Origin of the sequence: Pseudomonas sp. DrBHI1 (genome assembly GCF_002205115.1) — a bacterium.
GTDB lineage: Bacteria > Pseudomonadota > Gammaproteobacteria > Pseudomonadales > Pseudomonadaceae > Aquipseudomonas > Aquipseudomonas mosselii.
The window spans coordinates 130,262-156,379 of record NZ_NIBE01000057.1; the positions used below are offsets into that span (position 1 = coordinate 130,262).

At 66.5% G+C, this 26,118-nt stretch carries 25 protein-coding genes; 16 read left to right on the forward strand and 9 right to left on the reverse strand.

Features of this window, described 5'->3' with window-relative positions; translation table 11 throughout:
* Positions 1-132 precede the first annotated feature (132 nt).
* The gene (locus CC207_RS11135; RefSeq protein ID WP_028689393.1) at positions 133-2,313 is read left to right on the forward strand and encodes an ATP-binding protein; all 2,181 of its coding nucleotides are present in this window, start codon (positions 133-135) and stop codon (positions 2,311-2,313) included.
* Here the strand turns inward: CC207_RS11135 and CC207_RS11140 are convergent.
* Positions 2,303-4,477, reverse strand: a complete 2,175-nt coding sequence (locus tag CC207_RS11140; protein WP_088852096.1) for an ATP-binding protein — start codon at positions 4,475-4,477, stop codon at positions 2,303-2,305. The genes CC207_RS11135 and CC207_RS11140 overlap by 11 nt on opposite strands.
* 87 nt (positions 4,478-4,564) lie before the next feature.
* Positions 4,565-5,197: a LysE family translocator gene (locus CC207_RS11145; protein ID WP_062364300.1), complete on the reverse strand. Its 633-nt coding sequence runs from the start codon at positions 5,195-5,197 to the stop codon at positions 4,565-4,567.
* Positions 5,198-5,612: 415 nt separating this feature from the next.
* On the opposite strand from CC207_RS11145, the gene CC207_RS11150 reads away from it, so the two are divergent.
* Positions 5,613-5,846 carry a hypothetical protein gene (locus CC207_RS11150; RefSeq protein WP_028689390.1) on the forward strand — a complete coding sequence of 78 codons (234 nt, stop codon included), beginning with the start codon at positions 5,613-5,615 and terminating at the stop codon, positions 5,844-5,846.
* A gap of 34 nt (positions 5,847-5,880) precedes the next feature.
* On the opposite strand, the gene CC207_RS11155 is transcribed toward CC207_RS11150, so the two are convergent.
* Positions 5,881-6,633 carry an anti-sigma factor gene (locus CC207_RS11155; protein ID WP_088852097.1) on the reverse strand — a complete coding sequence of 251 codons (753 nt, stop codon included), beginning with the start codon at positions 6,631-6,633 and terminating at the stop codon, positions 5,881-5,883.
* Complete coding sequence (locus CC207_RS11160; RefSeq protein ID WP_028689388.1) at positions 6,630-7,148, reverse strand: sigma-70 family RNA polymerase sigma factor; 519 nt, start codon at positions 7,146-7,148, stop codon at positions 6,630-6,632. Before CC207_RS11160 ends, CC207_RS11155 begins: the two co-directional genes overlap by 4 nt.
* A gap of 133 nt (positions 7,149-7,281) precedes the next feature.
* Here CC207_RS11160 and CC207_RS11165 point away from each other — a divergent pair, with 133 nt between their 5' ends.
* The 4 genes from CC207_RS11165 (at position 7,282) to CC207_RS11180 (ending at position 10,767) form a co-directional block, all read left to right on the forward strand.
* On the forward strand, positions 7,282-8,328 hold the full coding sequence (locus tag CC207_RS11165) for a catalase family peroxidase (RefSeq protein WP_028689387.1): 1,047 nt from the start codon (positions 7,282-7,284) through the stop codon (positions 8,326-8,328).
* Positions 8,325-8,858: a cytochrome b gene (locus CC207_RS11170; protein ID WP_028689386.1), complete on the forward strand. Its 534-nt coding sequence runs from the start codon at positions 8,325-8,327 to the stop codon at positions 8,856-8,858. The genes CC207_RS11165 and CC207_RS11170 overlap by 4 nt, the downstream gene beginning before the upstream one ends.
* Before the next feature lie 78 nt (positions 8,859-8,936).
* On the forward strand, positions 8,937-10,142 hold the full coding sequence (locus CC207_RS11175) for an MFS transporter (protein WP_028689385.1): 1,206 nt from the start codon (positions 8,937-8,939) through the stop codon (positions 10,140-10,142).
* A gap of 79 nt (positions 10,143-10,221) precedes the next feature.
* Entirely contained in the window at positions 10,222-10,767 is a 546-nt protein-coding gene (locus CC207_RS11180) for a cupin domain-containing protein (RefSeq protein WP_062364308.1), read from the forward strand.
* 120 nt (positions 10,768-10,887) lie between these two features.
* On the opposite strand, the gene CC207_RS11185 is transcribed toward CC207_RS11180, so the two are convergent.
* On the reverse strand, positions 10,888-11,487 hold the full coding sequence (locus tag CC207_RS11185; RefSeq protein ID WP_088852098.1) for a 2-hydroxychromene-2-carboxylate isomerase: 600 nt from the start codon (positions 11,485-11,487) through the stop codon (positions 10,888-10,890).
* A 27-nt stretch (positions 11,488-11,514) separates the two neighbouring features.
* Positions 11,515-12,246: an SDR family oxidoreductase gene (locus CC207_RS11190; RefSeq protein ID WP_028689382.1), complete on the reverse strand. Its 732-nt coding sequence runs from the start codon at positions 12,244-12,246 to the stop codon at positions 11,515-11,517.
* A 90-nt stretch (positions 12,247-12,336) separates the two neighbouring features.
* Between CC207_RS11190 and CC207_RS11195 the strand changes: the two genes are divergently transcribed.
* The 5 genes from CC207_RS11195 (at position 12,337) to CC207_RS11215 (ending at position 19,499) form a co-directional block, all read left to right on the forward strand.
* Entirely contained in the window at positions 12,337-12,900 is a 564-nt protein-coding gene (locus CC207_RS11195; RefSeq protein ID WP_028689381.1) for a TetR/AcrR family transcriptional regulator, read from the forward strand.
* On the forward strand, positions 12,887-13,480 hold the full coding sequence (locus CC207_RS11200; RefSeq protein ID WP_028689380.1) for a DUF4157 domain-containing protein: 594 nt from the start codon (positions 12,887-12,889) through the stop codon (positions 13,478-13,480). Before CC207_RS11195 ends, CC207_RS11200 begins: the two co-directional genes overlap by 14 nt.
* Positions 13,481-13,653: 173 nt before the next feature.
* Positions 13,654-14,895: a multidrug efflux RND transporter periplasmic adaptor subunit MexE gene (gene mexE / locus CC207_RS11205; protein WP_028689379.1), complete on the forward strand. Its 1,242-nt coding sequence runs from the start codon at positions 13,654-13,656 to the stop codon at positions 14,893-14,895.
* 12 nt (positions 14,896-14,907) lie between these two features.
* Positions 14,908-18,087 carry an efflux RND transporter permease subunit gene (locus CC207_RS11210; protein WP_028689378.1) on the forward strand — a complete coding sequence of 1,060 codons (3,180 nt, stop codon included), beginning with the start codon at positions 14,908-14,910 and terminating at the stop codon, positions 18,085-18,087.
* Positions 18,084-19,499, forward strand: a complete 1,416-nt coding sequence (locus CC207_RS11215; protein ID WP_028689377.1) for an efflux transporter outer membrane subunit — start codon at positions 18,084-18,086, stop codon at positions 19,497-19,499. Before CC207_RS11210 ends, CC207_RS11215 begins: the two co-directional genes overlap by 4 nt.
* An 80-nt stretch (positions 19,500-19,579) precedes the next feature.
* Here the strand turns inward: CC207_RS11215 and CC207_RS11220 are convergent, their stop codons facing one another.
* Complete coding sequence (locus CC207_RS11220; protein WP_088852099.1) at positions 19,580-19,846, reverse strand: Pathogenicity locus; 267 nt, start codon at positions 19,844-19,846, stop codon at positions 19,580-19,582.
* An 88-nt stretch (positions 19,847-19,934) separates the two neighbouring features.
* Here CC207_RS11220 and CC207_RS11225 point away from each other — a divergent pair, with 88 nt between their 5' ends.
* Positions 19,935-20,552, forward strand: a complete 618-nt coding sequence (locus CC207_RS11225; RefSeq protein WP_028689375.1) for a LysE family transporter — start codon at positions 19,935-19,937, stop codon at positions 20,550-20,552.
* Between the two features lie 3 nt (positions 20,553-20,555).
* On the opposite strand, the gene CC207_RS11230 is transcribed toward CC207_RS11225, so the two are convergent.
* On the reverse strand, positions 20,556-20,951 hold the full coding sequence (locus CC207_RS11230) for a hypothetical protein (protein ID WP_028689374.1): 396 nt from the start codon (positions 20,949-20,951) through the stop codon (positions 20,556-20,558).
* 57 nt (positions 20,952-21,008) lie between these two features.
* On the reverse strand, positions 21,009-21,710 hold the full coding sequence (locus CC207_RS11235) for an NUDIX hydrolase (protein WP_088852100.1): 702 nt from the start codon (positions 21,708-21,710) through the stop codon (positions 21,009-21,011).
* A 143-nt stretch (positions 21,711-21,853) separates the two neighbouring features.
* Here CC207_RS11235 and CC207_RS11240 point away from each other — a divergent pair, with 143 nt between their 5' ends.
* The 4 genes from CC207_RS11240 (at position 21,854) to CC207_RS11255 (ending at position 26,095) form a co-directional block, all read left to right on the forward strand.
* Entirely contained in the window at positions 21,854-22,504 is a 651-nt protein-coding gene (locus CC207_RS11240) for a nicotinamidase (protein WP_028689372.1), read from the forward strand.
* A complete protein-coding gene (pncB, locus tag CC207_RS11245; protein WP_088852101.1) occupies positions 22,501-23,700 on the forward strand; it encodes a nicotinate phosphoribosyltransferase in 1,200 nt (399 codons plus the stop codon). The genes CC207_RS11240 and pncB overlap by 4 nt, the downstream gene beginning before the upstream one ends.
* Positions 23,701-23,854: 154 nt before the next feature.
* Entirely contained in the window at positions 23,855-25,228 is a 1,374-nt protein-coding gene (gene ppnN / locus CC207_RS11250; protein WP_088852102.1) for a nucleotide 5'-monophosphate nucleosidase PpnN, read from the forward strand.
* A gap of 216 nt (positions 25,229-25,444) precedes the next feature.
* Complete coding sequence (locus tag CC207_RS11255) at positions 25,445-26,095, forward strand: TIGR04211 family SH3 domain-containing protein (RefSeq protein ID WP_028689369.1); 651 nt, start codon at positions 25,445-25,447, stop codon at positions 26,093-26,095.
* Positions 26,096-26,118 lie beyond the last annotated feature (23 nt).

Here is a 26,118-nt window from a genome sequence, read left to right on the forward strand (position 1 = left end):
GGTCAAGCCCGCTCCCACAATTGAACGCCGGCATCAGTGGAAGCGGGCCAGCACGGCCCATACAAAATCCCTCGCCAAGCGCCGCGTCTCGGTGCACCCTGATGCTCTCACGCACAAGGACCCGCACCGCTCATGGCGAAATGGCTCGACGGCGGCGGCCTCATGGCCGAGCGCATCCGCAACCACGACTGGTCGTCTACCCCCCTGGGCCCCCTGGCCAGCTGGCCTGACGTGCTCAAGACCACGGTCGCCCTGTGCCTGGCCTCGCGCTTTCCCCAGGCCGTGCTCTGGGGCGACGAGCTGATCACCCTGCACAACGATGCTTTCAGCGAGATCCTCGGCAACAAGCCCTCGGCCCTGGGCCGCCCCTTCAGCGCGGTCTGGCAGGAAGCCTGGAGCGATATCCGCCACCTGGCACAACGCGCCCTCGATGGCGAAGCCGTGTACATAGAGGACTTTCCCCTGCTGATCGAGCGCCACGGCAGCCCGGAGCGCGCCTACTTCACGTTCTGCTACAGCCCCATTCGCGACCATGACGGCCAGGTGGTCGGCATGATCGACACGGTCACCGAGACCACCGCCAGCGTGGTCGCCAACCAACGCCTGAACTTTCTTGACACCCTCAGCCGAGCGGCGGCCAATGCCACAGATCCGGAGCGGATCATGGCTATCACCACGCGCCTGCTGGGCGAGCACCTGCACCTTTCAAGCTGCGCCTACGCCGTTATGGACCCTGACCAGGACGGCTTCACCATCTGCGGCGACTGGGTCGCGCCTGGCTCACCACGCCAGCTCGGCCGATATCGCCTGGGCGACTTCGGCGAGCTGGCCGTCAGCCGCCTGCGCGCCGGACTGGGGCTGGTGATCAACGACAACCTCACGCAGTTGCCGGCCTGCGAATCGGCGACGTTCCAGGCCATCGGCATCACCGCGACACTTTGCATGCCATTGATCAAGGAAGGCCGCCTGACCGCACTGATGGCCATCCACGACAAGCTGCCAAGGACCTGGACCCGCTACGAACAGACCCTGCTCAACGAGGTGACCGGACGCTGCTGGGCACATATCCAGCGAGTCCAGGCCAACGCACAGGTGCGCGAGGCGCTGACGGCCCTGGAGGCGCTCAACGCCACCCTCGAACAACGTGTGGAGGAGCGTACCGAGCAGCTCCTGCACACCGAGGCCGTGCTGCGCCAGGCCCAGAAGCTCGAGGCCATCGGCCAGCTGACCGGAGGCGTGGCCCACGATTTCAATAACCTGCTGACCATCATTCGCTCTTCCCTCCACTTCCTGCAGCGCCCGGATCTCGACGAAACGCGCCGCAGCCGCTATTTCAAGATCGTGTCCGACACCGTCGACCGCGGCGCCAAGCTCACCGGGCAACTGCTCGCCTTTGCCCGGCGCCAGGCCCTCAGCCCGCAGGTGTTCGATGCTGGCCCACAGCTCAAGGCCATGGCCGAGATGCTCGACACCGCCACTGGCGCACGTATCCAGGTCAGCCTGGAGTTGCCCGACACGCCCTGCCATGTGCATGCCGATCTCGGCCAACTGGAAACCGCGGTAATCAACCTGATGATCAATGCCCGCGACGCCATGGCCGGGGTCGGCACCTTGCGCCTGCGCCTTGAAGGCGACCAGCATTTGCCTGAGATTCGCGGCCAGCCGGCACAGGACGACCGCTTCGCGGCGATCTCGGTGATCGACGGCGGCGTGGGCATCGCCCCGCACCTGCTGGAGCGCATCTTCGACCCGTTCTTCACCACCAAGGCCTCCGGACAGGGCACCGGCCTGGGCCTGTCGCAGGTGTTCGGCTTCGTCAAGCAGTCCGGTGGCGATGTGCGGGTGGTCAGCGTCGAAGGACAAGGCACCACCTTCACCCTGTACCTGCCACAGGTGTCCCAGCCTGACGCCGAGGAGCCCGGCGTGACCGCGCAGCTGGCGCCACAGGGCGACCGCAAGCGCATCCTGGTGGTGGAGGACAACCCGGATGTCGGCAGTTTCACCGCGCAGATCCTGCGCGACCATGGCTACCAGATCAGTTGGGCGACCTCGGCCGAGGACGCGCTGGCCCAGCTCGCGGCCGCCCGGGGCGGATTCGATGCGGTGTTCTCCGACGTGGTCATGCCGGGCATGGGCGGCCTTGCCCTGGCCAGGGAGCTGCGTCACAGCCAGCCGCAGCTACCGGTGATCCTCACCTCCGGCTACAGCGAGGCGATCGCCGAGGGTGGCCACCAGGGTTTCGCCTTCCTGGCCAAGCCCTATTCGGCCGAACAGGTGTGCCAGATGCTCGGGGATGTGTTGGCTAGGACTTGAGCAGTCGCGCCAGGCTCTGTCCCAGCTCGTCCTGGCGAAATGGCTTGCGCAGCACCTCGAAGCCATGCAGCTCGTGTGGCGTCAGGTTGGCGTAGCCGGTGATGATCAACACCGGCAGTTGCGCCAGCCGCTCGCGCACCTGCTGGGCGAAACGCACGCCGGTGGTTTCGGCCATGACATGGTCGGTCAGCAGCACATCGGGCAACAGCCCCTTGTCCAGCAACGCCAGGGCCTGGGCCGGGCCCTCGGCCTCGGTCACCTCGTACCCCAGGGCACGCAGTTGCAGGAGCGTGGCCTGGCGCACCAGCGGCTCGTCATCCACCAGCAGCACGCGCGTCGGGCGTCGCGCCCGCGAAACCTCGACCGGCATGGCCACTTCATCTACCGCGTCCTGCTCGCTGGCCGGCAGCCACAGGGTCGCTTCGGTGCCCCCGCCTACCCGCGAGCGAATGCCAAAGCCACCACCGGACTGCAACGCCAGGCCCTGCACCATGGGCAGCCCCAGCCCGGTGCCGCGGCCGACGCCCTTGGTCGAATAGAATGGCTCGATGCAATGCGTCAGCACGTCCTCGCTCATGCCGCAGCCGTTATCGGCAACCTGCAGCCACACCAACGGGCCTGTCTGCAGGCCGGGTGGCCTCGGCGTACCGTCGCCGTCGAGACCGGCACGTATGGTCAATTTGCCACCCTCGCCCATGGCATCGCGGGCGTTGACCACCAGGTTCAGCAACGCCAGCTCCAGCTGGTGCGGATCCACCAGCACGCCTGGCAACGCCGCCTCGACACTGACCTCGATGGCAATGGTAGGCCCCAACGAGCGGACGATCAGCTCTCGCATTTCCTCCACCAGCGCCGCCAGCGATACCGTCGTGGGCTTGAGGGTCTGGCGCCGGGCAAAGCTGAGCAGGCGCCCGACCAGGTTGCGCGCCCGCTCGGCCGCCTGCAGGCCGCCATCGATCAGGCGCTCGGCGCGCTCCGACTGAGGATGGCGGCGCAGCAGTTCGAGGGAGGCGATGATCGGCGTCAACATGTTGTTGAGGTCGTGGGCGATGCCCCCGGAGAGCTGGCCAATCATCTCCATCTTGCGCGCTTCGTGCAGTAGCGACAGCGACGCTTCGCGCTGGGCAAGCATCTTGGCCACCCGGTCTTCCAGGTTTTCGTTGAGTGCATGCAAGGCGCGCTCGGCGCGGGCATGGGTGACCGCCGACCAGACTTGGCGGGCGGCCTCCTGGACCAGCAGGCACTCGCTCTCGGCCCAGGCATGGGGGGTATGGAAATGCACCGCGAGCACCGCCTCCAGGCGCTCGGCGCGCAGCACCGGCACGTGCAATGTCGCACACAAGCCCTTGAACCGTGCCGGTGCGCTCTTGCTTGGCTCATAGTTGCGCTGCACCGCCTGACCGGCCAGCAGCGCCTCGTGCAACACCGGGTCCAGGGCCGAATACCGGTTCAAGCCGACCATCGAGGGCACCTCGGTGGCCCACTCCTGGGCGACCCGGTAGCGCCGGCCATCGCCCAGGTCCTCACCGAAACAGACCCGCGCCGCGCCCAACTCCTCACCCAGGCGGCGCACCGCGTGGGCCTCGATGCGCTCGGCCTCGCCCAGGCCTGGCAAGGCCTGGCGCAGCTCCTGGAGAAACGCTTGACGTTGCTGGAAACGTACCCGCTCGGTGGTGTCGGTGACGATGCACAATACACCACCCACCCCACCGTCAGCCTCGCGCACAGCGGAGTAGGAGACGTCGAAAAAGGCGGTTTCACCCAACCCATGCCGTTCGATATAGAACGGCCGGTCCCGCGCCGAAAAGGTTATGCCGGTTTCACGCACCCCGCGCAACAGCGGCTCGAGATCGTCCCACAGTTCGCTCCAATGCTCCTGCCCAGGCCGGCCCAGCGCCCCGGGATGCTTGCTGCCGATGGTTGGCCCGTAGGCATCGTTGTACAGCGCGATGTACTGCGGCCCCCAGAACAACACAATCTGCGCCTGCGCCGGCAGCAGCATGGCCACCACCGACTGCAGCACCGGCGACCAGCCGTCCGGCGCCCCGAGCGGGGATTGCCGCCAGTCCATCGCCTGCAACAGGCAGCTGACTTCGCCACCGCCGTCCAGAAAGCTCGGCAGTGCTTGCAGGTTGACGGTCTTGCTCTGCTGGCGCACTTTCATGTTTCGGCAGTCCTGGGCACGTTTTCTTTCCTATGAGGGTAAGAAATCGCCCGCTGGCAAAACGTTCCATCAGATTGACGCCGACGATCAGCGGCGCCCTTCGGCCAGCATGCGCAGCGCCAGCGCCGCCAGCACCGTGCCCATCAGCCAGCGCTGGACCTGCTGCCACACCGGCCTGCCGGCCAGGAACACGGCAATGGAGCCGGCCATCAACGCAATCAGCGCGTTGACCGTGACACTGATGGCGATCTGCGTGCCGCCCAGCACCAGCGACTGCGCCAGCACGCTGCCGTGGCCGGGCTCGATGAACTGCGGCATCAGCGACAGGTACATGACCGCGATCTTGGGGTTCAGCAGGTTGGTCAGAAAGCCCATCATGAACAGCCGGCGCGGGCTGTCCGCCGGCAGGTCGCGGACTTGGAACGGCGAGCGTCCACCCGGGCGCAGCGCCTGCCAGGCCAGGTACAGCAGGTACAGCGCACCGCCGATGCGCAGTGCGTCGTAGGCGAACGGCACGGCCATGACCAGGGCGGTGATGCCCAGCGCGGCGCAGAGCATGTAGAAGACGAAACCCAGGGCCACCCCCGCCAGCGAGATCAACCCGGCACCACGCCCCTGGCAGATGGAGCGGGAAATCAGGTAGATCATGTTGGGGCCCGGGGTCAGCACCATGCCCAGGCTGATCAGGGCGAAGGCCAGCAGGTTGGAGGGTTCGGGCATCATGCACATCCTTGTGTGGGTAGAAGTACGCGAAGTGTATCCATACATGAACGTGCCTTGAAACGGTTATCCGAGCCCGGTAACCTTTGCGCGTTGCTGTAAGTCCAGCAGCCGGGTTTGGTAGCCCGCGATCAATCAAGGCGCACAAGCGCCCGCTCTACGATTCAGTCGGCGCTTTTTTGTGTCCGCTGTTTCGTTCAATGGCGGCTGTGCGCAGGGCGCCCCCGTGCGCGCCGGTTTCCTTGATTCCCGGTCTACCAACCTGCGTTCAGCCGTCACCATTCGTTTGGTAGCGAACTGTGGCGGCTCCATTGAATCAAGGAGCGACACAATGACAAAAGGCTTACCTGATCCTCCGTTCCGCGCCACCACGGCGCACTCCAGCTTCGGCAACTGCGAATGCAGCCACCCTTCCCTGTTCGCCGTGCGCGAAGGCGTGGACTTCGAAGACGCACTGGTGCACCTGTCCACCCTGCTCAAGGGCGCGTTCGCCACCAACCTCAAGGCCATGGAACTGGCGACCGGCACCTGCCACGACCTGCTGCTGGGCAACGATCACGGGCTGGATGCGGCCAAGGCGGTGGTCGAGGCATTGCTCGACGGCGTGGAAATGCAGCAAGTGGAAAAGGCCCGCCTGCGCACGGTCTGAAACCGTGCAGGTCGATGCGCCGGCCTCGACCTGCCTACAGGCTGACACCCAGCGTCCGGCGCAACGACTCGCCGCGAGCGTCATCCGCCGCGCTGACCAGGGCAAAGTTGTAGTCGCCATGGGACCAGTAGCGGGCCTGCAACTGGCCGTCGGTGCGCTGGCCGCTGGGCATGCGCTCGAAATGCTCGCCGGGCGAACGCAGGAACAGGCTGATGCGCTGCCCCTGACGGTCCTGGAACACCAGCAGCGCCGCTGGCCCCGCCTCGTTGCTCAGCAGGCGCGCGCCGACCGGCTGCAGGCCATAACCGGACAGGTCCGGCAGCTGGCCGACACGGTTGAAATGACGCCCCAGCCATTCCTGCAGCCGCTTCGGATCGCTGGCCTGGATATCCAGCGCGGCCGTGTCGGCGAACAGCCGGTGGGCCTCTACCGCGTCGGCCATGGGCAGCATGCCGGCGAACAGCGTCGCCTCACGCGCCTGCCAGCCGCCCAGGCCGCCCAGGCTTACCGCCAGCAACAGCGCCGCCGCCTGTGCCAGGCGCCATTGCCGGCGCTGGCGCAGGCGGCGACGCAAGGGCGCCAGGTCCAGCGCCGGGTCGCTGGGCTGCTCGCCGAAGCCCGCCAGGGCCGCCCGCAGGCGTCGGGCATCGCCGCGCCAGGCCTCGATTCGCGCCGCCTCCTGTGGATTGGCCGCCAGCCACGCCTCGACCTCGACCCGGCGCGCCGGCTCCAGGCGCTCGTCGACATAGGCGTGCAACTCGTGCTCGGTGGGGATCAGGCGTGTCATTTGAGTCTCCGCAAGGCCGGGGGCGTGGGGTTGCCCTCGGTCAGTTCACGCAAGGCGGCGCGGGCGCGCGACAGGCGCGACATCACCGTGCCGATGGGAATGCCGAGGGTGTCGGCCGCCTCCTTGTAGCTCAGGCCCTCGACGCTGACCAGCAACAACAGGGCCCGCTGCTCCGCCGACAGCCGGGCGAAGGCGCGCAAGTCGGCTTGGGCCAGGACAATGCTCTCGATCTCGCCACCGGCCGGCTCCTCGGCCTGGCCCCGACCGAACCAGGTAAGCCAACGGGCATGCAGGCGCTCACGGCGCTTGCCGTCGAGAAACAGCCGGTAAAGGATGGTGAACAGCCAGGGGCGCAGGCTGTCGGCATCGCGCTGCTGGCCACGGCGGCTCAGGGCACGCTCGACCGTGGCCTGGACCAGATCGTCGGCGCCGCCGGGCTCGCGGGTCAGCCACAGGGCGAAGCGGCGCAGGCGTTGCAGCAGCTCGCGCCATTGTTGGTCGTCCAGATCGTGCATGGTCGGGTTCCAGGCCCCAATGGGCAGTCAGTGTAATGGGCAGACGGCCCAGCACGAAATCTATTCCCTCGGCGGGAATAAATCGTTCGCCCTTACGTCATACCGGCTCATTCCAACTGACCGGAGCGTCCCCATGACCCCTCCCCTGCACGGCCCCGCCAAGGCCCTGCGCCTGGCCGCCATCGGCGCCACCCTCGCCGCCCTGGGTGCGGGCTTCGCCTATGCCGCCGGCTGGATCGGCTCGCCAGGGCTGACCCCGCAGCGCATCATCGACACCTTCGAGGCCCAGGCAGGTCATTATCCCGGTTACCGGAAGAACCATGCCAAGGGCCTGTGCGTCAGCGGTTATTTCCAGGCCAGCGGCCAGGCCGCGGCGCTGTCCAGCGCCCGCGTCTTCAGCCAGGCCCAGGTGCCAGTGATTGGCCGATTCGCCATCGGCGGCGCCAACCCGTTCGCCCCGGACACCGCCATACCCGTACGCAGCCTGGCCATCCAGTTGAGCAGCGATGACGGACAGGTCTGGCGCACCGGCATGAACAACCCGCCGGTGCTGGCGGTGAGCACGCCCGAGGCGTTCTACCAGCAGGTACTGGCCGGGGCCCCCGACCCGGCCACCGGCAAGCCGGACCCGGCCAGACTGCAGGCGTTCTTCGCCAGCCACCCGGAAAGCGCGGCGTTTCGCCAGTGGGCGGCCAGCTACAAGCCCAGCGACAGCTTCGCCAGCACCGCCTACAACAGCATCAACGCCTTTCGCCTGATCGATGCCCACGGCAACGCCCAGCCGGTGCGCTGGGCCCTGGAGCCGCAGACCGCGTTCACCGCCCTGCCCGCCCAGGTCGATGACAAGCAGTTCCTCCAGCACGACCTGCAGCAGCGCCTGGCGCAAGGCCCGTTGCGCTGGACCCTGCGCCTGACCCTGGCCGAGCCCGGCGACCCGGTGGACGACCCCGCCCGGCCCTGGCCCGCCGAACGCCGCAGCATCGACGCCGGCACCCTGGTGCTGGAACGGGTCGACGGCCCCGAGCAAGGCGCCTGCCGCGACCTGAACTTCGACCCGCTGATCCTGCCGCACGGCATCGAACCGTCCGCCGACCCGATCCTCGCCGCCCGCTCGGCCGCCTATTCGGTGTCGTTCAACCGCCGCAGCCACGAAGCGCTGAGCGAAGGAGCCCGCCCATGACCACCACCGCCTTCCACCCCCTGGCCCGCCTGCTGCACTGGCTGATGGCCGCGCTGATCCTGGCCATGCTGTTCATCGGCGTGAACATGGTCGGCGACCTGTCGCCACGGCATCCGCTGCTGGTCGAGCTGCACAAGGCCACCGGCCTGGCCCTGCTGGTGCTGGTGATCCTGCGCATCGCCCTGCGCCTGGGCCTGCCGCACCCGGCCTTGCCCCGCGACCTGCCCCGCCTGCAGCGGCTGGTCGCCGGCGCCTCGCACCTGTTGCTGTACGGCCTGATGCTGGCCATGCCGCTGCTCGGCTGGGCCATGCTCTCGGCCGGCGGCTATCCACGGCCCCTGCAACTGCCCGCCATCGCGCCCCACGACCTGCAGCTGTACGCCGTGCTGCGCCAGGCCCACGGCTGGGCGGGCTACCTGCTGTTCGCCACCGTGCTGCTGCACTTGGGCGCGGCCTTGGTGCATGCCCTGGTGCGCCGCGACGGCGTCTTGCGTAGCATGTGGCCAGGCCCGTTGCGCCGCAGTGAATGAGCATTGCCAGGGTCGACACATGTAAATAATTATTACTAACATTGGCGCTCATTTCGTCGAACTGCCCCGGACTGCCCCATGAACGTTGCAAAGGACCCTGCCGCATTGACCCCCGCCAACACCTTGGACCTGCGTCCTCTGATGCTGGTGAACATGGCCTGCACCATGGCGATGATGGCCTTCGTCGCCCTGATCGGCCCCATCGCCCGACTGCTGGGCATGGCCACCTGGCAGGCCGGCGCGGCGGTGACCGTGGCCGGCGTGGTCTGGGTGCTGCTGGCCCGGCCCTGGGGGCGCCTGGCCGACCGCTATGGCCGACGCCGCGTGCTGCTGCTGGGCAGTGGCGGTTTCACCTTGGCCTACTGGGTGCTGTGCCTGTTCATCGACGGCGCGTTGCGCTGGCTGCCGGGCGCGAGCGTGGCGTTCTTCGGGTTGATGCTGGCCCGCGGCTTGATCGGCGCCTTCTATGCCGCGCTGCCGGTAGGTGGCAACGCCCTGATCGCCGACCATGTCGAACCCCAGCGTCGGGCCCGGGCCATGGCTTCGCTGGGGGCGGCCAATGCCGTCGGCCTGGTGGTCGGGCCGGCACTGGCCGCGCTGCTGTCGCGCTACAGCCTGAGCCTGCCGTTCTATGCCATGTCGCTGCTGCCGGCCACGGCGTTCGTGGTGCTGCTGTTCAAGCTCAAGCCCCAGCCATTGGCGCAAAGCCATGCGCCCAATCCGGTGCGCCTGTCCGACCCACGCCTGCGCCGCCCGCTGTTGGTGGCCTTCAGCGCCATGCTGAGCATCACCGTGTCGCAGATCGCCGTCGGTTTCTTCGCCCTCGACCGCCTGCGCCTGGAGGCCGGCGACGCCGCCCAGGCCGCGGGCATCGCCCTGACCTGCGTGGGCGTGGCGCTGATGCTGGCACAGGTGTTCCTGCGCAGGCTCGAGTGGCCGCCAGCGAAAATGATCCGTATCGGCGCCAGCATCTCCGGGCTGGGCTTTGCCGCCGCAGCGCTGGCCACCCAAGCGCCCTGGCTGTGGGGCGCGTTCTTCGTCGCCGCGTTCGGCATGGGCTTTGTATTCCCGGCATTTTCCGCCCTGGCGGCCAACGCCATGCAGGCCGGCGAACAAGGCGCCACTGCGGGCTCGATCGGCGCCGCCCAGGGCATGGGCGCGGTGATCGGGCCACTGGCGGGCACCCTGGTCTATGCCCTCGACCCGCGCCTGCCGTTCCTCGCCGTGGGTGCCCTGCTGTTGCTGGTGGGGCTGTGGCCGTTGGCGACCGACCAGCGTCACTGAGACGCACAGCGCGCAAGCCTGCAGAGTGTGTTTTAATGCCTCGCCCATTATTTTTGACACCTCTGCAAACAAGGCGGCTATGGACACGGGGACACGACTCAAACTGGTGCGTGAACGCAACAACCTCTCCCAACGGGAACTGGCCCGCCGCAGCGGCCTGACCAACTCGACGATCTCGCAGATCGAGCAGAACCGGGTCAGCCCTTCGGTCAGTTCCCTCAAGAAACTGCTCGAAGGGATCCCCATGTCCCTGGCGGAATTCTTCAGTTTCGACGAGCCGGTGCGCGAGGAGCGCTACGTGTTCCGTGGCGCAGAGCAGCCCGACCTGGGCCGCAACGGCCTGCGCATGCTGCTGGTCGGTGCCAGCGTCGAAGGCCGGCAGATGCGCATGCTGCGCGAACTGTACGCGCCGGGTGCCGATTCCGGCGAGCCGATCGTCCACGCCGAAGGCGAGGAATGCGGCCTGGTCACCCGGGGCACCATGGAGCTGTGGGTCGATGGCCAGGTCAGCGTGCTCAACGCCGGCGACGGCTACTACATCCCCACCACCCTGCCCCACAGCTTCAAGAACATCGGCCCCGACGAGGCCGAGATCATCAGCGCCAATACCCCGGCGAACTTCTGATCCGGCAAAAGGGTTTCAGCGCCTGCGCGATCGAGCGCTGCAACCCTGACGACGTACAGGCCATGAAGCAATAGCACCCAAGGTTTTTGGAATCGCAGTCTGCAAGAACCTTGTTGTCCCTCATGCCCGCCTGACCAAAGCCTGCTCGACGAAATCCAGCCGGTCCTGGCCGAAGAACATCTGCCCATCGACGAAGAACGTCGGCGCGCCGAACACGCCACGCTCGACCGCCTCCTCGGTAGCTTTACGCAAGGCGTCCTTGACCTCGGGCCGGGCGGCCAGTTCATGCAACATCCCGGCATCGAAGCCACCCGCGGCCAATGTTTCACCCAGCACCGCCGGGTCTGCCAGATTGCGCCCGTGCACGAACAGCCCTTCGAACAGCACCTTCAACAGCGCCTCGAACCGCGCTTGGGTAAACAACTGGACGCCAATCAGCCCGCGCATCAGGTTCAGGGTGTTGACCGGAAACCCGGGCGGCAAGGTCAGGGGCACCCCATAGCGATCGGCATAACGCTTGAGGTCGATGCGCATGTAGCGCCCCTTGGCTGGCACCATGACCGGCGAGGCGTTGCCGGTGGCCTGGAACACCCCGCCCAACAGGATCGGTTTGTACACCAACTGCGCCCCGTGGCGCGCGCACAGGGCGGGTAGCTGGGTCGAGGCCAGGTAAGTGGCCGGACTGCCCAGGTCCAGGAAGAACTCGACGGTCTTGCTCATGATTCGTTCCTTGTATGAGGATGGGACTTACCAGCGCTCCATCCACGGGCGCAGGTCAAGTTCGAAGGTCCAGGCGTCCCGTGGCTGGGCGTGCAGGAACCAGTAACTGTCGGCAATGTGTACAGGGTCCAGGATGCCGTCCTGGTCCTTGAGCGCATAGCGTTCGGGGAAACTGTCGCGGATGAACGCGGTGTCGATGGCCCCGTCGACCACTACATGAGCCACATGGATGTTTCGCGGCCCAAGCTCGCGCGCCATGCTCTGGGCCAGGGCGCGCAAACCATGCTTGGCCCCGGCGAAGGCGGCAAAACCGGCCGCGCCACGGGTACCAGCGGTGGCACCGGTAAAGAGGAGGGTGCCGCGCTCGCGGGTCACCATGCGCCGGGCGACTGCCTGGGCGGTGAGAAAACCAGCGAAGCAGGCCATTTCCCAGATTTTGAAGTACTTGCGCGGGGTTTCCTCGAGGATGCCGCACGGGACATTGGCGCCGATGTTGAAGACAAATGCTTCGATCGGGCCGATATCGCGCTCGATGGTCTCGACCAGCTCTACCACCTCCTCTTCCTTGCGCGCATCCGACCCGAAACCATGAGCCTGACCGCCTGCGGCGCGGATCTCATCGACCAGCGGCTGCAGCTTGTCCACCTGACGCCGGGTGACACAGGCGACATACCCCTCACGGGCGAAACGCTTGGCGATTTCGCCACCGGTGGCGTCGCCCGCGCCGATCACCAGCACGACCTTTTGTTGTTCTGCCATGGACCGCCCCCATTGATGAATGATCGTTTAGTAAACGAACGCTATGCTACGATCAGCTGAACGTCAAGCCCGCGCCAAGAGGTTCCGCGCATGCGCTACAGCACCGACCACAAGCAACAAACCCGCGAGAAGCTGCTGGCCAGCAGCGGCGCCCTGGCCAAACGCGGTGGGTTCGCCGCCACCGGCGTGGCCGGATTGATGAAGGCCATCGGCCTGACCGGCGGCGCCTTCTACAACCATTTCCCGTCCAAGGACGACCTGTTCAGCGAGATCGTCCGCCGCGAGCTGGCCAACAGCCCGTTGGCGCGCCTGGTCGAGCGCGGCGCCGACCGCCCCCGGCTCAGGCGCCTGCTCGAGCAGTACCTGAGCCTGGCCCACCTGCACAATGCCGAGGGCGGCTGTCCGCTGCCGCCGCTGGGGGTGGAGATCGCCCGCGCCGAGCGACCGGTGCGCGAACAGGCCGAGCACTGGTTGGTGGAGCTGCACCAGGCGTGGAGCGAGACCCTCGACAACTCCGAGCTGGCCTGGGCCCTGCTCAGCCAGTGCGTCGGCGCGCTGGTGGTGGGCCGCATGCTGGCCAGCGAGCCGGTGCAGGCGCAGGTGCTGGACGCCAGCCTCCAGTTGGTCGGACGGGTCTTCGATGAAGTTCGCTAGTACGCTGCTCGGACTGATGTTGACCCTGCCCGTCTTCGCCCAGGAAAGTTGCCCGACCGGGCAATACCAAGTGTGCCTGGTGGTGTGTTTCTGCGCGCCCGTCGACCCCAACCAGAGTGGCCAGGTGCTGCAGGATGTCGAGCGCATGGCCACCAGCAGCCTGGTGTTCGCCCTGCGCCAGGCCCGCGACGAGGCGACCGCCAGCGGCAGCCAGCCGATCCCCTTGCATATCCGCGCCCAGCTCGAACCCTGGTACGACTTCGCCGTGCTCGACGCGGCGCGGTACCGGGTGGGCGATGAACAGCAGATCAGCGCCGCCAATGCGTTGCTGCAGAACCCGGACGTCAACGCGGTGACCCTGATCGACACCATCATCTTCCGCCGCAGCGCCGATGCCGAGGACAACGTGGCGCTGTGGGCCCATGAACTCAAGCATGTGCAGCAGTACCAGGAACTGGGGGTGGAGGAATTCGCCAGGCGCTATACCCGGGATTACCAGGCGCTGGAGGGGCCGGCCTACGAGATCGAGGCGCAGGTGGCCAAGGCGTTGCGCGAAAAGGCATCCGGCGGGCCACGCTGACTGCCGAATTACACCATCCCTCTGTGGGAGCTGCCTTGAAATCATGCGTCCGGATCGATGACGGCACCCGACATATCATTGCGCGTGATAATGACCTTCGCTCCGTTTGATTCGTGCGCCACGCGCAAGACACTCACACTCCGCCCACTACTAATACATTGGCGGAGTTCTCCATGGATCACTCACTCAAACCCTTGCGCTTTCCCCTCGCTGCCCTGGCAGTGGTGGTGCTCAGCGCTTGCGGTCGCACCCCCGACGCCGTGCAGGCTCCCGCCGCGCCCAAGGTCAGCGTAGCCAAGGTAATCGAACAGCCGATCAACGAATGGGACGAGTTCACCGGCCGCCTGGAAGCGCCGGAAACCGTCGAAGTGCGCCCACGGGTGTCCGGCCAGATCGACCAGGTGGCCTTCACCGAAGGCGCCCAGGTGAAGAAAGGCGACCTGCTGTTCCAGATCGACCCGCGCCCGTTCCAGGCAGAAGTCCGCCGTCTCGAAGCCCAGCTGCAACAAGCCAAGGCCACCGCCATCCGCAGCGCCAACGAAGCCCGCCGCGGCGAACGCCTGCGCGACAGCAACGCCATCTCTGCCGAACTGGCTGAGTCGCGCAGCAGCGCCGCCGCCGAGGCCCGTGCCGGAGTCGACGCGATCCAGGCCCAGCTCGACCTGGCCCGCCTGAACCTGAGCTTCACCCGTGTCACCGCGCCGATCAGTGGCCGGGTCAGCCGTGCCCAGTTCACCGCCGGCAATATCGTCACTGCCGATGTCACCCCGCTGACCAGCGTGGTCTCCACCGACAAGGTCTACGCCTATTTCGACGCTGACGAGCGCGTGTACCTCAAGTACAGCCAGCTCGCCCGCGACGGCCAGCGCGGCCAGAGCACCCCGGTGTACCTGGGCCTGACCAACGAGACCGGCAATCCGCACCTGGGCCAGATGAACTTCGTCGACAACCAGGTCAACCCGCGCACCGGCACCATTCGTGGCCGTGCCGTTTTCGACAACCGTGACGGCCAGTTCACCCCCGGCCTGTACGCGCGCCTGAAGCTGGTCGGCAGCGCCCAGTACGACGCCGTGCTGATCAACGACGAAGCGGTCGGCACCGACCTTGGCAAGAAGTTCGTGCTGGTCATGGACAAGGACAACAAGGCCGCCTATCGCGCCGTGGAACTGGGGCCCAAGCTCGAAGGCCTGCGCATTGTGCGCAGCGGCCTGGGCAAGGACGACCGCATCGTGGTCAAGGGCCTGCAGCGCGTGCGCCCGGGCTCGCCGGTCACCCCGGAGGAAACGCCGATGGCCAGCGAACAGACCCTTGCCGCCCTCGCCCAGCAACGCCAGGCCCTGGAGGCCAGCAACCCGGCGCCGAAGGTTGCCGGCGCCAATGTCAAAGTCGCCAGCGCCCAAGCGCCGCGCGGTTAAGGGACAACACCGATGAACTTTTCGAAATTCTTCATTACCCGGCCGATCTTCGCCGCGGTGCTGTCGCTGGTGCTGCTGATCGCAGGTTCCATCTCGCTGTTCCAGCTGCCGATCAGCGAATACCCCGAAGTGGTGCCGCCCACCGTGGTGGTGCGCGCCAACTTCCCCGGCGCCAACCCCAAGGTGATCGGCGAGACCGTCGCAGCGCCCTTGGAGCAGGCCATCACCGGTGTCGAGAACATGCTGTACATGTCCTCGCAGTCCACCGCCGACGGCAAGCTGACCCTGACCATCACCTTCGCCCTGGGCACCGACCTGGACAACGCCCAGGTGCAGGTGCAGAACCGCGTGACCCGTACCCAGCCCAAGCTGCCGGAAGAGGTGACGCGCATCGGCATCACCGTCGACAAGGCCTCGCCCGACCTGACCATGGTCGTGCACCTGACCTCGCCGGACAACCGCTACGACATGCTCTACCTGTCCAACTACGCCATCCTCAACATCAAGGATGAGCTGGCGCGCCTCGGTGGCGTCGGTGACGTGCAGCTGTTCGGCATGGGCGACTACTCGCTGCGGGTGTGGCTCGACCCGAACAAGACCGCTTCGCGCAACCTGACCGCCAGCGACGTGGTGGCCGCCATTCGCGAGCAGAACCGCCAGGTCGCCGCCGGCCAGCTGGGCGCCCCGCCCGCCCCGGGTTCGACCAGCTTCCAGCTGTCGATTAACACCCAGGGCCGCCTGGTCAACGAGGAAGAGTTCGAGAACATCATCATCCGTGCCGGCGCCAACGGCGAGATCACCCGCCTGAAGGACATCGCTCGGGTCGAGCTCGGCTCCAGCCAGTACGCCCTGCGTTCGCTGCTGAACAACCAGCCGGCGGTGGCCATCCCGATCTTCCAGCGCCCGGGCTCCAACGCCATCGAGATCTCCGACGAAGTGCGGGCGAAAATGGCCGAGCTGAAGAAAGATTTCCCGGAAGGCATGGACTACAGCATCGTCTATGACCCGACCGTGTTCGTCCGTGGCTCCATCGAAGCGGTGGTGCACACCCTGTTCGAAGCGCTGATCCTGGTCGTGCTGGTGGTGATCCTGTTCCTGCAAACCTGGCGCGCCTCGATCATCCCGCTGATGGCCGTGCCGGTTTCGCTGATCGGCACCTTCGCGGTGATGCACCTGTTCGGCTTCTCGCTCAACGCGCTATCGCTGTTCGGCCTGGTGCTGGCCATCGGTATCGTGGTGGACGACGCCATCGTCGTGGTGGAGAACGTCGAGCGAAACATCGGGCTTGGCCTGAAACCGCTGGAAGCCACGCAGAAGGCCATGAGCGAAGTGACCGGCCCGATCATCGCCACCGCCCTGGTGCTGTGCGCCGTGTTCGTGCCCGCCGCGTTCATCTCGGGGCTTACCGGGCAGTTCTACAAGCAGTTCGCCCTGACCATCGCCATCTCCACCGTGATCTCGGCGTTCAACTCGCTGACCCTGTCGCCGGCCCTGGCCGCCGTGCTGCTGAAGGACCACCATGCGCCCAAGGACCGTTTCTCGCGGTTCCTGGAAAAGCTGCTGGGCAGCTGGCTGTTCGCTCCGTTCAACCGCTTCTTCGACCGCGCCAGCCATGGCTATGTCGGCGGCGTGCGCCGGGTCATCCGCTCCAGCGGCATCGCCCTGTTCGTCTATGCCGGGCTCATGGGCCTGACCTACCTGGGCTTCTCGTCCACCCCGACCGGCTTCGTCCCGGCCCAGGACAAGCAGTACCTGGTGGCCTTCGCCCAGTTGCCTGACGCCGCCAGCCTCGACCGTACCGAGGCTGTGATCAAGAAGATGAGCGAGATCGCCCTCAAGCAACCGGGCGTGGCCGATTCGGTGGCCTTCCCTGGCCTGTCGATCAACGGCTTCACCAACAGCCCGAACAGCGGCATCGTGTTCACCCCGCTCAAGCCGTTCGACGAGCGCAAGGACCCGAGTCAGTCGGCGGCGGCCATCGCGGCAGCCCTGAACGCCCAGTTCGCCGATATCCAGGACGCCTACATCGCAATCTTCCCGCCTCCGCCGGTTCAAGGCCTGGGCACCATCGGCGGCTTCCGCCTGCAGATCGAGGACCGCGGCAACCTGGGCTACGAAGCGCTGTACAAAGAGACCCAGAACATCATCGCCAAGAGCCACAACGTGCCGGAACTGGCGGGCCTGTTCACCAGCTACCAGGTCAACGTGCCGCAGGTCGATGCCGCCATCGACCGGGAAAAGGCCAAGACCCACGGCGTGGCGATCAATGACATCTTCGACACCCTGCAGGTCTACCTGGGCTCGCTGTACACCAACGACTTCAACCGCTTTGGCCGCACCTACCAGGTCAACGTCCAGGCCGAGCAGCAGTTCCGCCTCGACGCCGAGCAGATCGGCCAGCTGAAGGTGCGCAACAACCTGGGCGAGATGATCCCGCTGGCGACCTTCCTCAAGGTCAGCGACACCTCCGGGCCTGACCGGGTCATGCACTACAACGGCTTCATCACCGCCGAGATCAACGGTGCCGCGGCCCCCGGCTACAGCTCCGGCCAGGCCGAGGCGGCGATCGAGAAGCTGCTCAAGGAAGAACTGCCCAACGGCATGACCTTCGAATGGACCGACCTGACCTACCAGCAGATCCTCTCGGGCAACACCGCGCTGTTCGTGTTCCCGCTCTGCGTGCTGCTGGCCTTCCTGGTGCTGGCCGCCCAGTACGAAAGCTGGAGCCTGCCGCTGGCGGTGATCCTGATCGTGCCGATGACCCTGCTGTCGGCCATTACCGGGGTGATCATCTCCGGTGGCGACAACAACATCTTCACCCAGATCGGCTTGATCGTGCTGGTGGGCCTGGCGTGCAAGAACGCGATCCTGATCGTCGAGTTCGCCAAGGATGAACAGGCCAAGGGCCTCGACCCGCTGGCCGCGGTACTGGAAGCCTGCCGTCTGCGCCTGCGGCCGATCCTGATGACCTCGATCGCCTTCATCATGGGCGTGGTGCCGCTGGTGTTCAGCTCCGGCGCCGGCTCGGAAATGCGTCACGCCATGGGTGTGGCGGTGTTCTCGGGGATGATCGGGGTGACCGTGTTCGGCCTGTTCCTGACCCCAGTGTTCTTCTTCCTGATCCGCCGTTTCGTCGAGCGTCGCCAGGCCCGCAAGGCCGAGCACGCCGTCGCGCTGGAGACCCACGCATGAAGTTGCTCAAACACCTGACCCCGAGCCTGCTGGCACTGGCCCTGGCGGCCTGCGCCGTGGGCCCGGACTACAAGACGCCGGACACCGCGCCGGCCAAGCTGGACAGCGGTCTGGAGGCCAAGGCCTTCGACCGCAGCCGCTTCGAAAGCGTGTGGTGGAAGCAGTTCGACGACCCGGTGCTCAACCAACTGGTGCAGGCGTCGCTGGACGGCAACCGCGACCTGCGCGTGGCCTTTGCCCGCCTGAAAGCGGCGCGGTCGATTCGCGAGGACGTGTCCAATGACCAGATCCCCGTGGTCACCAGCCGCGCCAGCAGCGATCTGGGCAAGGGCCAGGTGCCCGGCCAAACTGAACGCCGGGTCAACAGCGAGCGTTATGACCTGGGCCTGGACATGGCCTGGGAGCTCGACCTGTTTGGCCGCATCCAGCGCCAGATCGAGGCCAGCGAAGCCCAGGAAGCCGCCGCCGAAGCCGACCTGCAACAACTGCAGGTCAGCCTGATCGCCGAGCTGGTCGACGCTTACGGCCAGTTGCGCGGCGCCCAGCTGCGCGAGCAGATCGCCGTGGCCAACCTCAAGACCCAGCAGCAGTCGCGGGACATCACCGTGACCCTGCGCGACACCGGGGTCGGCAATGAACTCGATGTGGTCCGCGCCGACGCCCGCCTGGCGGGTGTCGAAGCCACCGTGCCGCAGCTGCAGGCCGCACAGGTGCGGGCGAAGAACCGCATCGCCACCCTGCTCGGCCAGCGTCCGGACGCCCTGAGCGTCGATCTTGCGCCCAAGTCCCTGCCGGCCATCGCCAAGGCCTTGCCGGTGGGCGACCCCGGCGAGCTGCTGCGTCGCCGCCCGGACATCCGCAGCGCCGAACGCCAGCTGGCTGCGGCCACGGCCAACGTCGGCGTGGCCACCGCCGACCTGTTCCCGCGGGTCAGCCTCAGCGGCTTCCTCGGTTTCACCGCCGCGCGCGGCTCGCAGATCGGCTCCTCAGCGGCCAACGCCTGGGCGCTGGGCCCGAGCATCACCTGGGCGGCCTTCGACCTGGGCAGCGTGCGCGCCCGCCTGCGCGGGGCCAAGGCCGATGCCGAGGGCGCCCTGGCCAACTACGAACAGCAGGTGCTGCTGGCCCTGGAGGAATCCTCCAACGCCTTCAGCGACTATGGCAAGCGCCAACAGCGCCTGCTGGCGCTGATGCGCCAGAGCGACGCCAGCCGCAAGGCGGCGGAACTGGCTTCGGTGCGCTATCGCGAAGGCACGGTGGACTACCTGGTGCTGCTCGACGCCGAACGCGAGCGCCTGAGCGCCGAAGACGCCCAGGCCCAGGGCGAGGTCGAGCTGTACAGCGGCATCGTCGCGATCTACAAGGCGCTGGGCGGCGGCTGGCAACCCGACGTGGTGGCCAGCTCGCGCTGACCGCCCCCTGATGTGAAGACTCCTTTGGTTGGTTCCTCCCCCAACCGTTTGCCCCGAAGGCCTTGGTCTTCGGGGCTTTTTTATGTGCCATTGGCGGGACAGGTGCCCTGCAGGACATGCTCCCTGGCCCGGGCAATCGCCGCCTGTATTGCCCCTCGCGCCTGGGGGCTGTTCTTCCAGCAACTGCTGCCCACCAGACCGGCCGCCTCGCTGACGATCTGCAGGGCGTCGGCCCCGGCCAGTCGCGCCAGCGAGTCATACCCCAACTGCTCGAGCCGCTGCACCACGGTCGGCCCCACGCCCTTGACCGCCAGCAACACTGCCCGCTCATGCGCATTGAACGCCATCTCCACCTCCCTGTGCCGTCGTGGCTTTGCAAGTGTTGCGAATAATGGCATATATCCTGATCAGCCCGCCCTCCCCAGGAGACTACCCATGCTCGGCGTGACCGACTACGGCGCTTTCGTGATCGCGTTCCTTATCCTCCTGGCGATCCCCGGGCCCGGCAACTTCGCCCTGATCACCGCCACCGGCAAGGGCGGCATCAAGGGCGGCCTGGCCGCTACTTTCGGAGTGATCCTCGGCGACCAGGTGCTGATGTGGCTGGCGGTGGCGGGCGTCGCCACCCTGCTGGCCGCCTATCCGGCCGCCTTCCATGTGGTGCAGTGGGCCGGCGCCGCCTACCTGGCCTGGCTCGGCCTGCGCATGGTGCTGAGCAAGCCCGGCGGCGCGCCGCGCGACAGCGGCATGGCCAGCGGCCGCTACCTGCGCCAGACCATGATGATCACCCTGCTCAACCCCAAGGCGATCATGTTCTACATGGCGTTCTTCCCGCTGTTCATCGACCCGGTGCGCCACCAGGGCGTGGTGACCTTCGCTTTCATGGCGCTGACCGTGGCTGGCCTGACCCTGCTCTACGGCCTGGTGGCGGTGCTGCTCACCCACCGCTTGGCCGAGCGCATGCGCGCCAGCCCGCGCATCACTAACCTGCTCGAACGCCTGGCCGGCGCCTGCCTGGTAGGCTTCGGCATCAAGCTGGCGGCAATGCGTTGAAGTTCAGGCGTCACGCAGCAGGTCATGGGCGTCGAGCAGGCGGAAGGCCACCTGCGGATTGCGCTCCAGTCCCCGGCGGATAGCGGCGGGGATCGACTGGCGGGTCTTGCGGCACAGGCCCGGCTGCGCCGCAAGCTCGATGACGATGCCGCGCATGGTGCGCACTTCGTTGAAGCCTGGTGCGATATGCACGCGGATGCCCAGCTGTTCGTAGAGGCGTGACTGCAGGCGCTGCAGGTCCTCCAGATCCTTGAGGTTTTCCAGGCGTTCGACCAGGCGCTTCTCCTCCTCGCGGGTGAGCAGCAGGATGCGTCGCTCGGGGCCGTCGGCCAGGCGTTCGCGGCCGCAGTCGCAGGCGCCCGGTGGACAAGGATGGCGTAAAGGAGGCAGGTTGGTCATGGGGGCAAGGATAGTCGCTACTCGACAACTGCAGGAAGAGGCCGCGATCGGTCCTGACTATCCTCCCGCCAGCAGACTCCGGTCGAACATGAACGCCCCGCTCCCCTGCGGGGTATGCCGGTACAGTTGCTGTGGACGCCCCAGCCTGGGCTGGTTCTTTTCTCCGGTGTCCTGCACCCAGCCTTCGCGCTTCATGCGCTCCAGACGTTTGCGCATCGAGGTGTTGTTGACCGGCTGCCCCAGGCACGCCTGCGCGGCGGCCAGCGCATCCAGCACGGTGAACCGCTCGGGTGCCAGGTACAACGGCAGGTTGGTGTACACGGCCTTGGCCACCAGCCGTTCATGGGCACGCTCGACCAGCAGGCGATGATCGAACGGCAACGGCGGTTCGTTGTCCAGGACGCGTTGCAGATCGACAAAGGCAATCTGCGGGTCCTCGACCACAACCGCAGGATCGAGCAACGCCAGGTAGTAAGTGCTCAAGGTCCAGCCCCGAGGGTCGCGGGAAGCATTGCCCTCGGTGCCGACCTGCTCCAGGTGGCGCGGGCGCACCTTGGCCTTTTCCGAGAGCGCCCGGCAGGCGGCGGCATCCAGGTTGTTGTCCGCGGAACTGCCATTGACGATGACACCCGGCAAGGCCCACTGCCCCTTGTAGGGCTCGCGTTCGCGCGGGGACAGCAACACCTCCAGGCGCTGGCTGTGGGGTGACAGGCGCAGGGTGACGATATCGACACTGGCCAGGACTTCAGCTGTGCTCACGGAACGGATCCTTAATCAACATACGCCTATATTCCATCAGAGCGATTAAATAGAGCAACCCTGAACCCCTGGATAAAATGACCTTGACACACTTAATTCACCAGGTGGAATATATAGCCATTCCAGCCGAGGAGTTTCCTCCAATGAAAATCGCCAGTTTCGATGTCGACGCGCAGAACGGCTTCACCGCCAACGCCCCCCAGGAGCTGCCGGTGCCCGGCGGCCACCTGATCGCCCCTGCGCTCAACGCCATGGCCCAACGCGCCTCGCTGCGCCTGGGCAGCAAGGACGCGCACCCGGCCAACGCCGCCTGGGTGGTCGCCGAGCCGGGCCAGATGCTGCAGGCATTGCCCCTGGCCAATGCCGACCTGACCTGGGTCAGCCACTGCGTACCCGGTACGCCGGGCTTCGAGCTGCTGCCCGGCCTGCCCGCTCCCATCGACTACGACTACTTTGTCTGGAAAGGCGTCGAGCCTGACCTGCACCCCTATGGGGCGTGCTACCACGACCTGGCCGAGCGCCGCTCTACCGGCGTCATCGAGTTCCTCAAGGTGCAACAGGTGCAGGCGATCATCGTCGGTGGCCTGGCACTGGACTACTGCGTGCGCACCACCGCCCTGCAGCTGCGCCGCGCCGGCTTCGAGGTGCTGCTGTACCTGCCGGCCTGCCGCGCCCTGAGCACCGAGGGCGCACAGGCGGCCTGCGATGAAATGGCCAGCACCGGCATCCATCTGTGTGCCGACGAACAGGCCCTCGATACCCGGCTCGACTTACTCAAGGAGGACCACCCATGAGCGACAGCGTCTTCGGCCCACGGATCATCCAGAACCTGCTGGACACCGACTTCTACAAGATCACCATGATGCAGGCGGTGCTGCACAACTACCCCAACGCCGAAGTGGAATGGGAGTTCCGCTGCCGCAATGACGAGGATTTGGCGCCCTACCTCGCCGAGATCCGCTACCAGGTCGAGCAGTTGGCCGATGTCTCGGTCACCCACGACCAATTGGCCTACCTGGAAAAGATCCCGTTCATTAAGCCGGACTTCATCCGCTTCCTCAGCCTGTTCCGCTTCAACCTGCGCTATGTGCAGGTCGGCCTGGACGATGCCGGGCAACTGGCGATCCGCGTGCGCGGCCCGTGGCTGCACGTGATCCTGTTCGAGATCCCGCTGCTGGCGATCATCAGCGAGGTACGCAACCGCTACCGCTATCGCGAGGTGCTGATCGAACAGGTCGGCGAGCGCCTGTACCAGAAGCTCGACTGGCTCAGGGCAGAAGCCAGCGACGACGAACTGGCCGGTCTGCAACTGGCCGACTTCGGTACCCGCCGGCGATTCTCCTATCGGGTACAGGAAGAGGTGGTGCATATCCTCAAACGCGACTTCCCCGGGCGTTTCGTCGGCACCAGCAACGTGCACCTGGCCCGCGAATACCAGATCAAGCCCATCGGCACCATGGCCCACGAATGGTTCATGGCCCACCAGCAGCTCGGCCCGCGCCTGGTCGACAGCCAGGCCGCCGCGCTGGAATGCTGGGTACGTGAGTACCGTGGCCAGCTGGGCATCGCCCTGACCGACTGCATCGGCATGGATGCATTCATGAAGGACTTCGACCTGTACTTCGCCAAGCTCTTCGACGGCCTACGGCATGACTCGGGCGAGCCGCTGGCCTGGGCCGAGAAAGCCATCGCCCACTACCAGCGGCTGGGCATCGATCCACGTGGCAAGACGCTGATCTTCTCCGACGGCCTGGACTTCGAGAAGATGCTGACGCTCTATCGCGCCCTGCACGGGCGGATCAACGTCAGCTTCGGTATCGGTACCAACCTGACCTGCGACATCCCCGGGGTCAGGCCGATGAACATGGTGATCAAGATGACCGCCTGCAACGGCGCGCCAGTGGCGAAGATCTCCGACAGTCCGGGCAAGACCCAGTGCCGGGACGAGAATTTCGTGGCGTACCTGCGGCATGTGTTCAACGTCCAATAACCCCGGGGCTGCTACGCAGCCCTTTGGCCGGCAAGTCGGCTCCCACGGGGTAGGCACTGCGTCCAAGGTTTTTCACCAAGGCCCTCGTTGCCACGCACATTTGCTTGTATGGTGTTGTCCAAGAAGGATGTTTTACCCGCACAGGAAAGACCAGATGCCCCAACGCAATGTCATCAACGCCTCCGTCAGCCCCAAGGGCAGCCTGGAGACGCTGTCGCAACGTGAAGTCCAGCAACTGAGCGAAGTCGGTACCGGCAGCCTCTACACCCTGTTCCGCCAGTGCGCCCTGGCCATCCTCAACACCGGCGCCCATGTCGACAACGCCAAGACCATCCTCGAGGCCTACAAAGATTTCGAGGTACGCATCCACCAGCAGGACCGCGGCGTGCGCCTGGAACTGCTCAACGCCCCGGCCGACGCCTTCGTCGACGGCGAAATGATCGCCAGCACCCGCGAGATGCTGTTCAGCGCCCTGCGCGACATCGTCTACACCGAGAGCGAGCTGGCCAGCCAGCGCATCGACCTCGAGAGCTCCCAGGGCCTCACCGACTACGTCTTCCACCTGCTGCGCAACGCCCGCACCCTGCGCCCGGGCGTCGAGCCGAAGATGGTGGTGTGCTGGGGCGGTCACTCGATCAGCAGCGAGGAATACCAGTACACCAAGAAGGTCGGCCACGAGCTGGGCCTGCGCAAGCTGGATGTCTGCACCGGCTGCGGCCCGGGCGTGATGAAAGGCCCGATGAAGGGCGCCACCATCGCCCACGCCAAGCAGCGCATGCACGGCAGCCGCTACCTGGGCCTGACCGAGCCGGGCATCATCGCCGCCGAGGCGCCCAACCCGATCGTCAACGAACTGGTGATCCTGCCGGATATCGAGAAGCGCCTGGAAGCCTTCGTCCGCGTTGGCCACGGCATCATCATCTTCCCCGGCGGCGCCGGCACCGCCGAGGAGTTCCTGTACCTGCTCGGCATCCTCATGCACCCGGACAACCAGGACCTGCCGTTCCCGGTCGTGCTCACCGGGCCGCGCAGCGCAGAAGCCTTCCTGCTGCAACTGCACGCCTTCGTCGGGGCCACCCTCGGCGAGGCCGCCCAGCGTCATTACCAGATCATCATCGATGATCCGGCCGAAGTCGCCCGGCAGATGGTCGAGGGGCTCAAGGCGGTCAAGCAGTTCCGCCGCGAGCGTAACGACGCCTTCCACTTCAACTGGCTGCTGAAAATCGACGAAGGCTTCCAGCACCCGTTCGACCCGACCCACGAGAACATGGCCAACCTGGCCCTGCGCCGCAACCTGCCGCCCCACGAACTGGCGGCCAACCTGCGCCGGGCGTTCTCCGGGATCGTCGCCGGCAACGTCAAGGACAAGGGCATTCGCCTGATCGAGGAGCACGGGCCGTACCAGATCCGTGGCGACGCGGCGATCCTTGATCCGCTCGGGCGCCTGCTGCAGGCGTTCGTCGACCAACACCGCATGAAGCTGCCCGGCGGGGCGGCGTATGTGCCGTGCTATGAGGTGGTAGCCTGAGACCTCGGGGGGCCGCCTTGCGGCCCCTTTGCTGGCAGGCCGGCGCTCACAGGGGCAAGTTACACACCACTTCCCGCAACATCCTGCAGACATTTCCCAAGCCAGGCAGTGAACCTGCCTACAAAAAAACGGTCTTTCGCTGACGGTCAATCCACCCGACCGGATCGCCGGCCCAGTCATCGGGCCTTCATTCGTCCTGTTTCAGCGAAGACCAGCATGCCAGACATCCAGCCCGTTCCTCCTGCCCTCACCGTCCTGCGCGGCGGCCTGATCGCCGCCCTGATCGCCCTTGCCGCCCCAGCCCACGCCGAAGAGCCGGCCAGCGATGCGCGCTGGGTCAGCGACAGCCTGAGCACCTATGTCCGCAGCGGCCCCACCGACGGCCACCGCATCGTCGGCACGCTCAAGTCGGGGCAGAAGGTCACCCTGGTCACCAGCCAGGGCAACTACAGCCAGGTACGCGGGCAGAGCGGCGACCTGGTGTGGATCCTCACCAGCGACTTGCAGGCGGTGCCCGGCCAAAGCGAGCGCCTGCCGCAGCTCGACGCCCAGGTGGCCGAACTGTCCGGCCAGCTCAAGACCATCGACGACAGCTGGAAGAACCGCGTGCAGGGCATGCAGGAGACCCTCGACTCGCGCAAGGCGCTGATCGACGAGCTGGAAAGCCGCAACAAGGCACTCAACGAACAGCTCGAGCAGAGCCAGTCGACCCTGCGCGACACCCAGGCACGCCTGGGTGACGAGAACAAGCAGGTGATGATGCGCTACATGGTCTACGGTGGCAGCATCGCCGGGGCCGGCCTGCTGGCCGGGCTGATCCTGCCGGCGCTGACCCGTGGCCGCAAACGTAACGACCGCTGGTTCTGAGCAATGGGGCACGGTCTGGCCTT

Bases quoted from the DNA above. Each gene is read 5' to 3' on its own strand.
- CC207_RS11195 (WP_028689381.1), top strand. From the start codon at position 12,337: ATGCGCTACAGCACCGACCACAAGCAACAAACCCGCGAGAAGCTGCTG.
- CC207_RS11210 (WP_028689378.1), top strand. From the start codon at position 14,908: ATGAACTTTTCGAAATTCTTCATTACCCGGCCGATCTTCGCCGCGGTG.
- CC207_RS11230 (WP_028689374.1), bottom strand. From the start codon at position 20,951: ATGACCAACCTGCCTCCTTTACGCCATCCTTGTCCACCGGGCGCCTGC.
- CC207_RS11255 (WP_028689369.1), top strand. From the start codon at position 25,445: ATGCCAGACATCCAGCCCGTTCCTCCTGCCCTCACCGTCCTGCGCGGC.
- mexE (WP_028689379.1), top strand. From the start codon at position 13,654: ATGGATCACTCACTCAAACCCTTGCGCTTTCCCCTCGCTGCCCTGGCA.
- CC207_RS11165 (WP_028689387.1), top strand. From the start codon at position 7,282: ATGACCCCTCCCCTGCACGGCCCCGCCAAGGCCCTGCGCCTGGCCGCC.
- CC207_RS11160 (WP_028689388.1), bottom strand. From the start codon at position 7,148: ATGCACGATCTGGACGACCAACAATGGCGCGAGCTGCTGCAACGCCTG.
- CC207_RS11225 (WP_028689375.1), top strand. From the start codon at position 19,935: ATGCTCGGCGTGACCGACTACGGCGCTTTCGTGATCGCGTTCCTTATC.
- CC207_RS11185 (WP_088852098.1), bottom strand. From the start codon at position 11,487: ATGAGCAAGACCGTCGAGTTCTTCCTGGACCTGGGCAGTCCGGCCACT.
- CC207_RS11240 (WP_028689372.1), top strand. From the start codon at position 21,854: ATGAAAATCGCCAGTTTCGATGTCGACGCGCAGAACGGCTTCACCGCC.
- CC207_RS11145 (WP_062364300.1), bottom strand. From the start codon at position 5,197: ATGCCCGAACCCTCCAACCTGCTGGCCTTCGCCCTGATCAGCCTGGGC.
- CC207_RS11135 (WP_028689393.1), top strand. From the start codon at position 133: ATGGCGAAATGGCTCGACGGCGGCGGCCTCATGGCCGAGCGCATCCGC.
- CC207_RS11140 (WP_088852096.1), bottom strand. From the start codon at position 4,477: ATGAAAGTGCGCCAGCAGAGCAAGACCGTCAACCTGCAAGCACTGCCG.
- CC207_RS11215 (WP_028689377.1), top strand. From the start codon at position 18,084: ATGAAGTTGCTCAAACACCTGACCCCGAGCCTGCTGGCACTGGCCCTG.
- ppnN (WP_088852102.1), top strand. From the start codon at position 23,855: ATGCCCCAACGCAATGTCATCAACGCCTCCGTCAGCCCCAAGGGCAGC.
- CC207_RS11155 (WP_088852097.1), bottom strand. From the start codon at position 6,633: ATGACACGCCTGATCCCCACCGAGCACGAGTTGCACGCCTATGTCGAC.
- CC207_RS11180 (WP_062364308.1), top strand. From the start codon at position 10,222: ATGGACACGGGGACACGACTCAAACTGGTGCGTGAACGCAACAACCTC.
- CC207_RS11175 (WP_028689385.1), top strand. From the start codon at position 8,937: ATGAACGTTGCAAAGGACCCTGCCGCATTGACCCCCGCCAACACCTTG.
- pncB (WP_088852101.1), top strand. From the start codon at position 22,501: ATGAGCGACAGCGTCTTCGGCCCACGGATCATCCAGAACCTGCTGGAC.
- CC207_RS11190 (WP_028689382.1), bottom strand. From the start codon at position 12,246: ATGGCAGAACAACAAAAGGTCGTGCTGGTGATCGGCGCGGGCGACGCC.
- CC207_RS11220 (WP_088852099.1), bottom strand. From the start codon at position 19,846: ATGGCGTTCAATGCGCATGAGCGGGCAGTGTTGCTGGCGGTCAAGGGC.
- CC207_RS11170 (WP_028689386.1), top strand. From the start codon at position 8,325: ATGACCACCACCGCCTTCCACCCCCTGGCCCGCCTGCTGCACTGGCTG.
- CC207_RS11200 (WP_028689380.1), top strand. From the start codon at position 12,887: ATGAAGTTCGCTAGTACGCTGCTCGGACTGATGTTGACCCTGCCCGTC.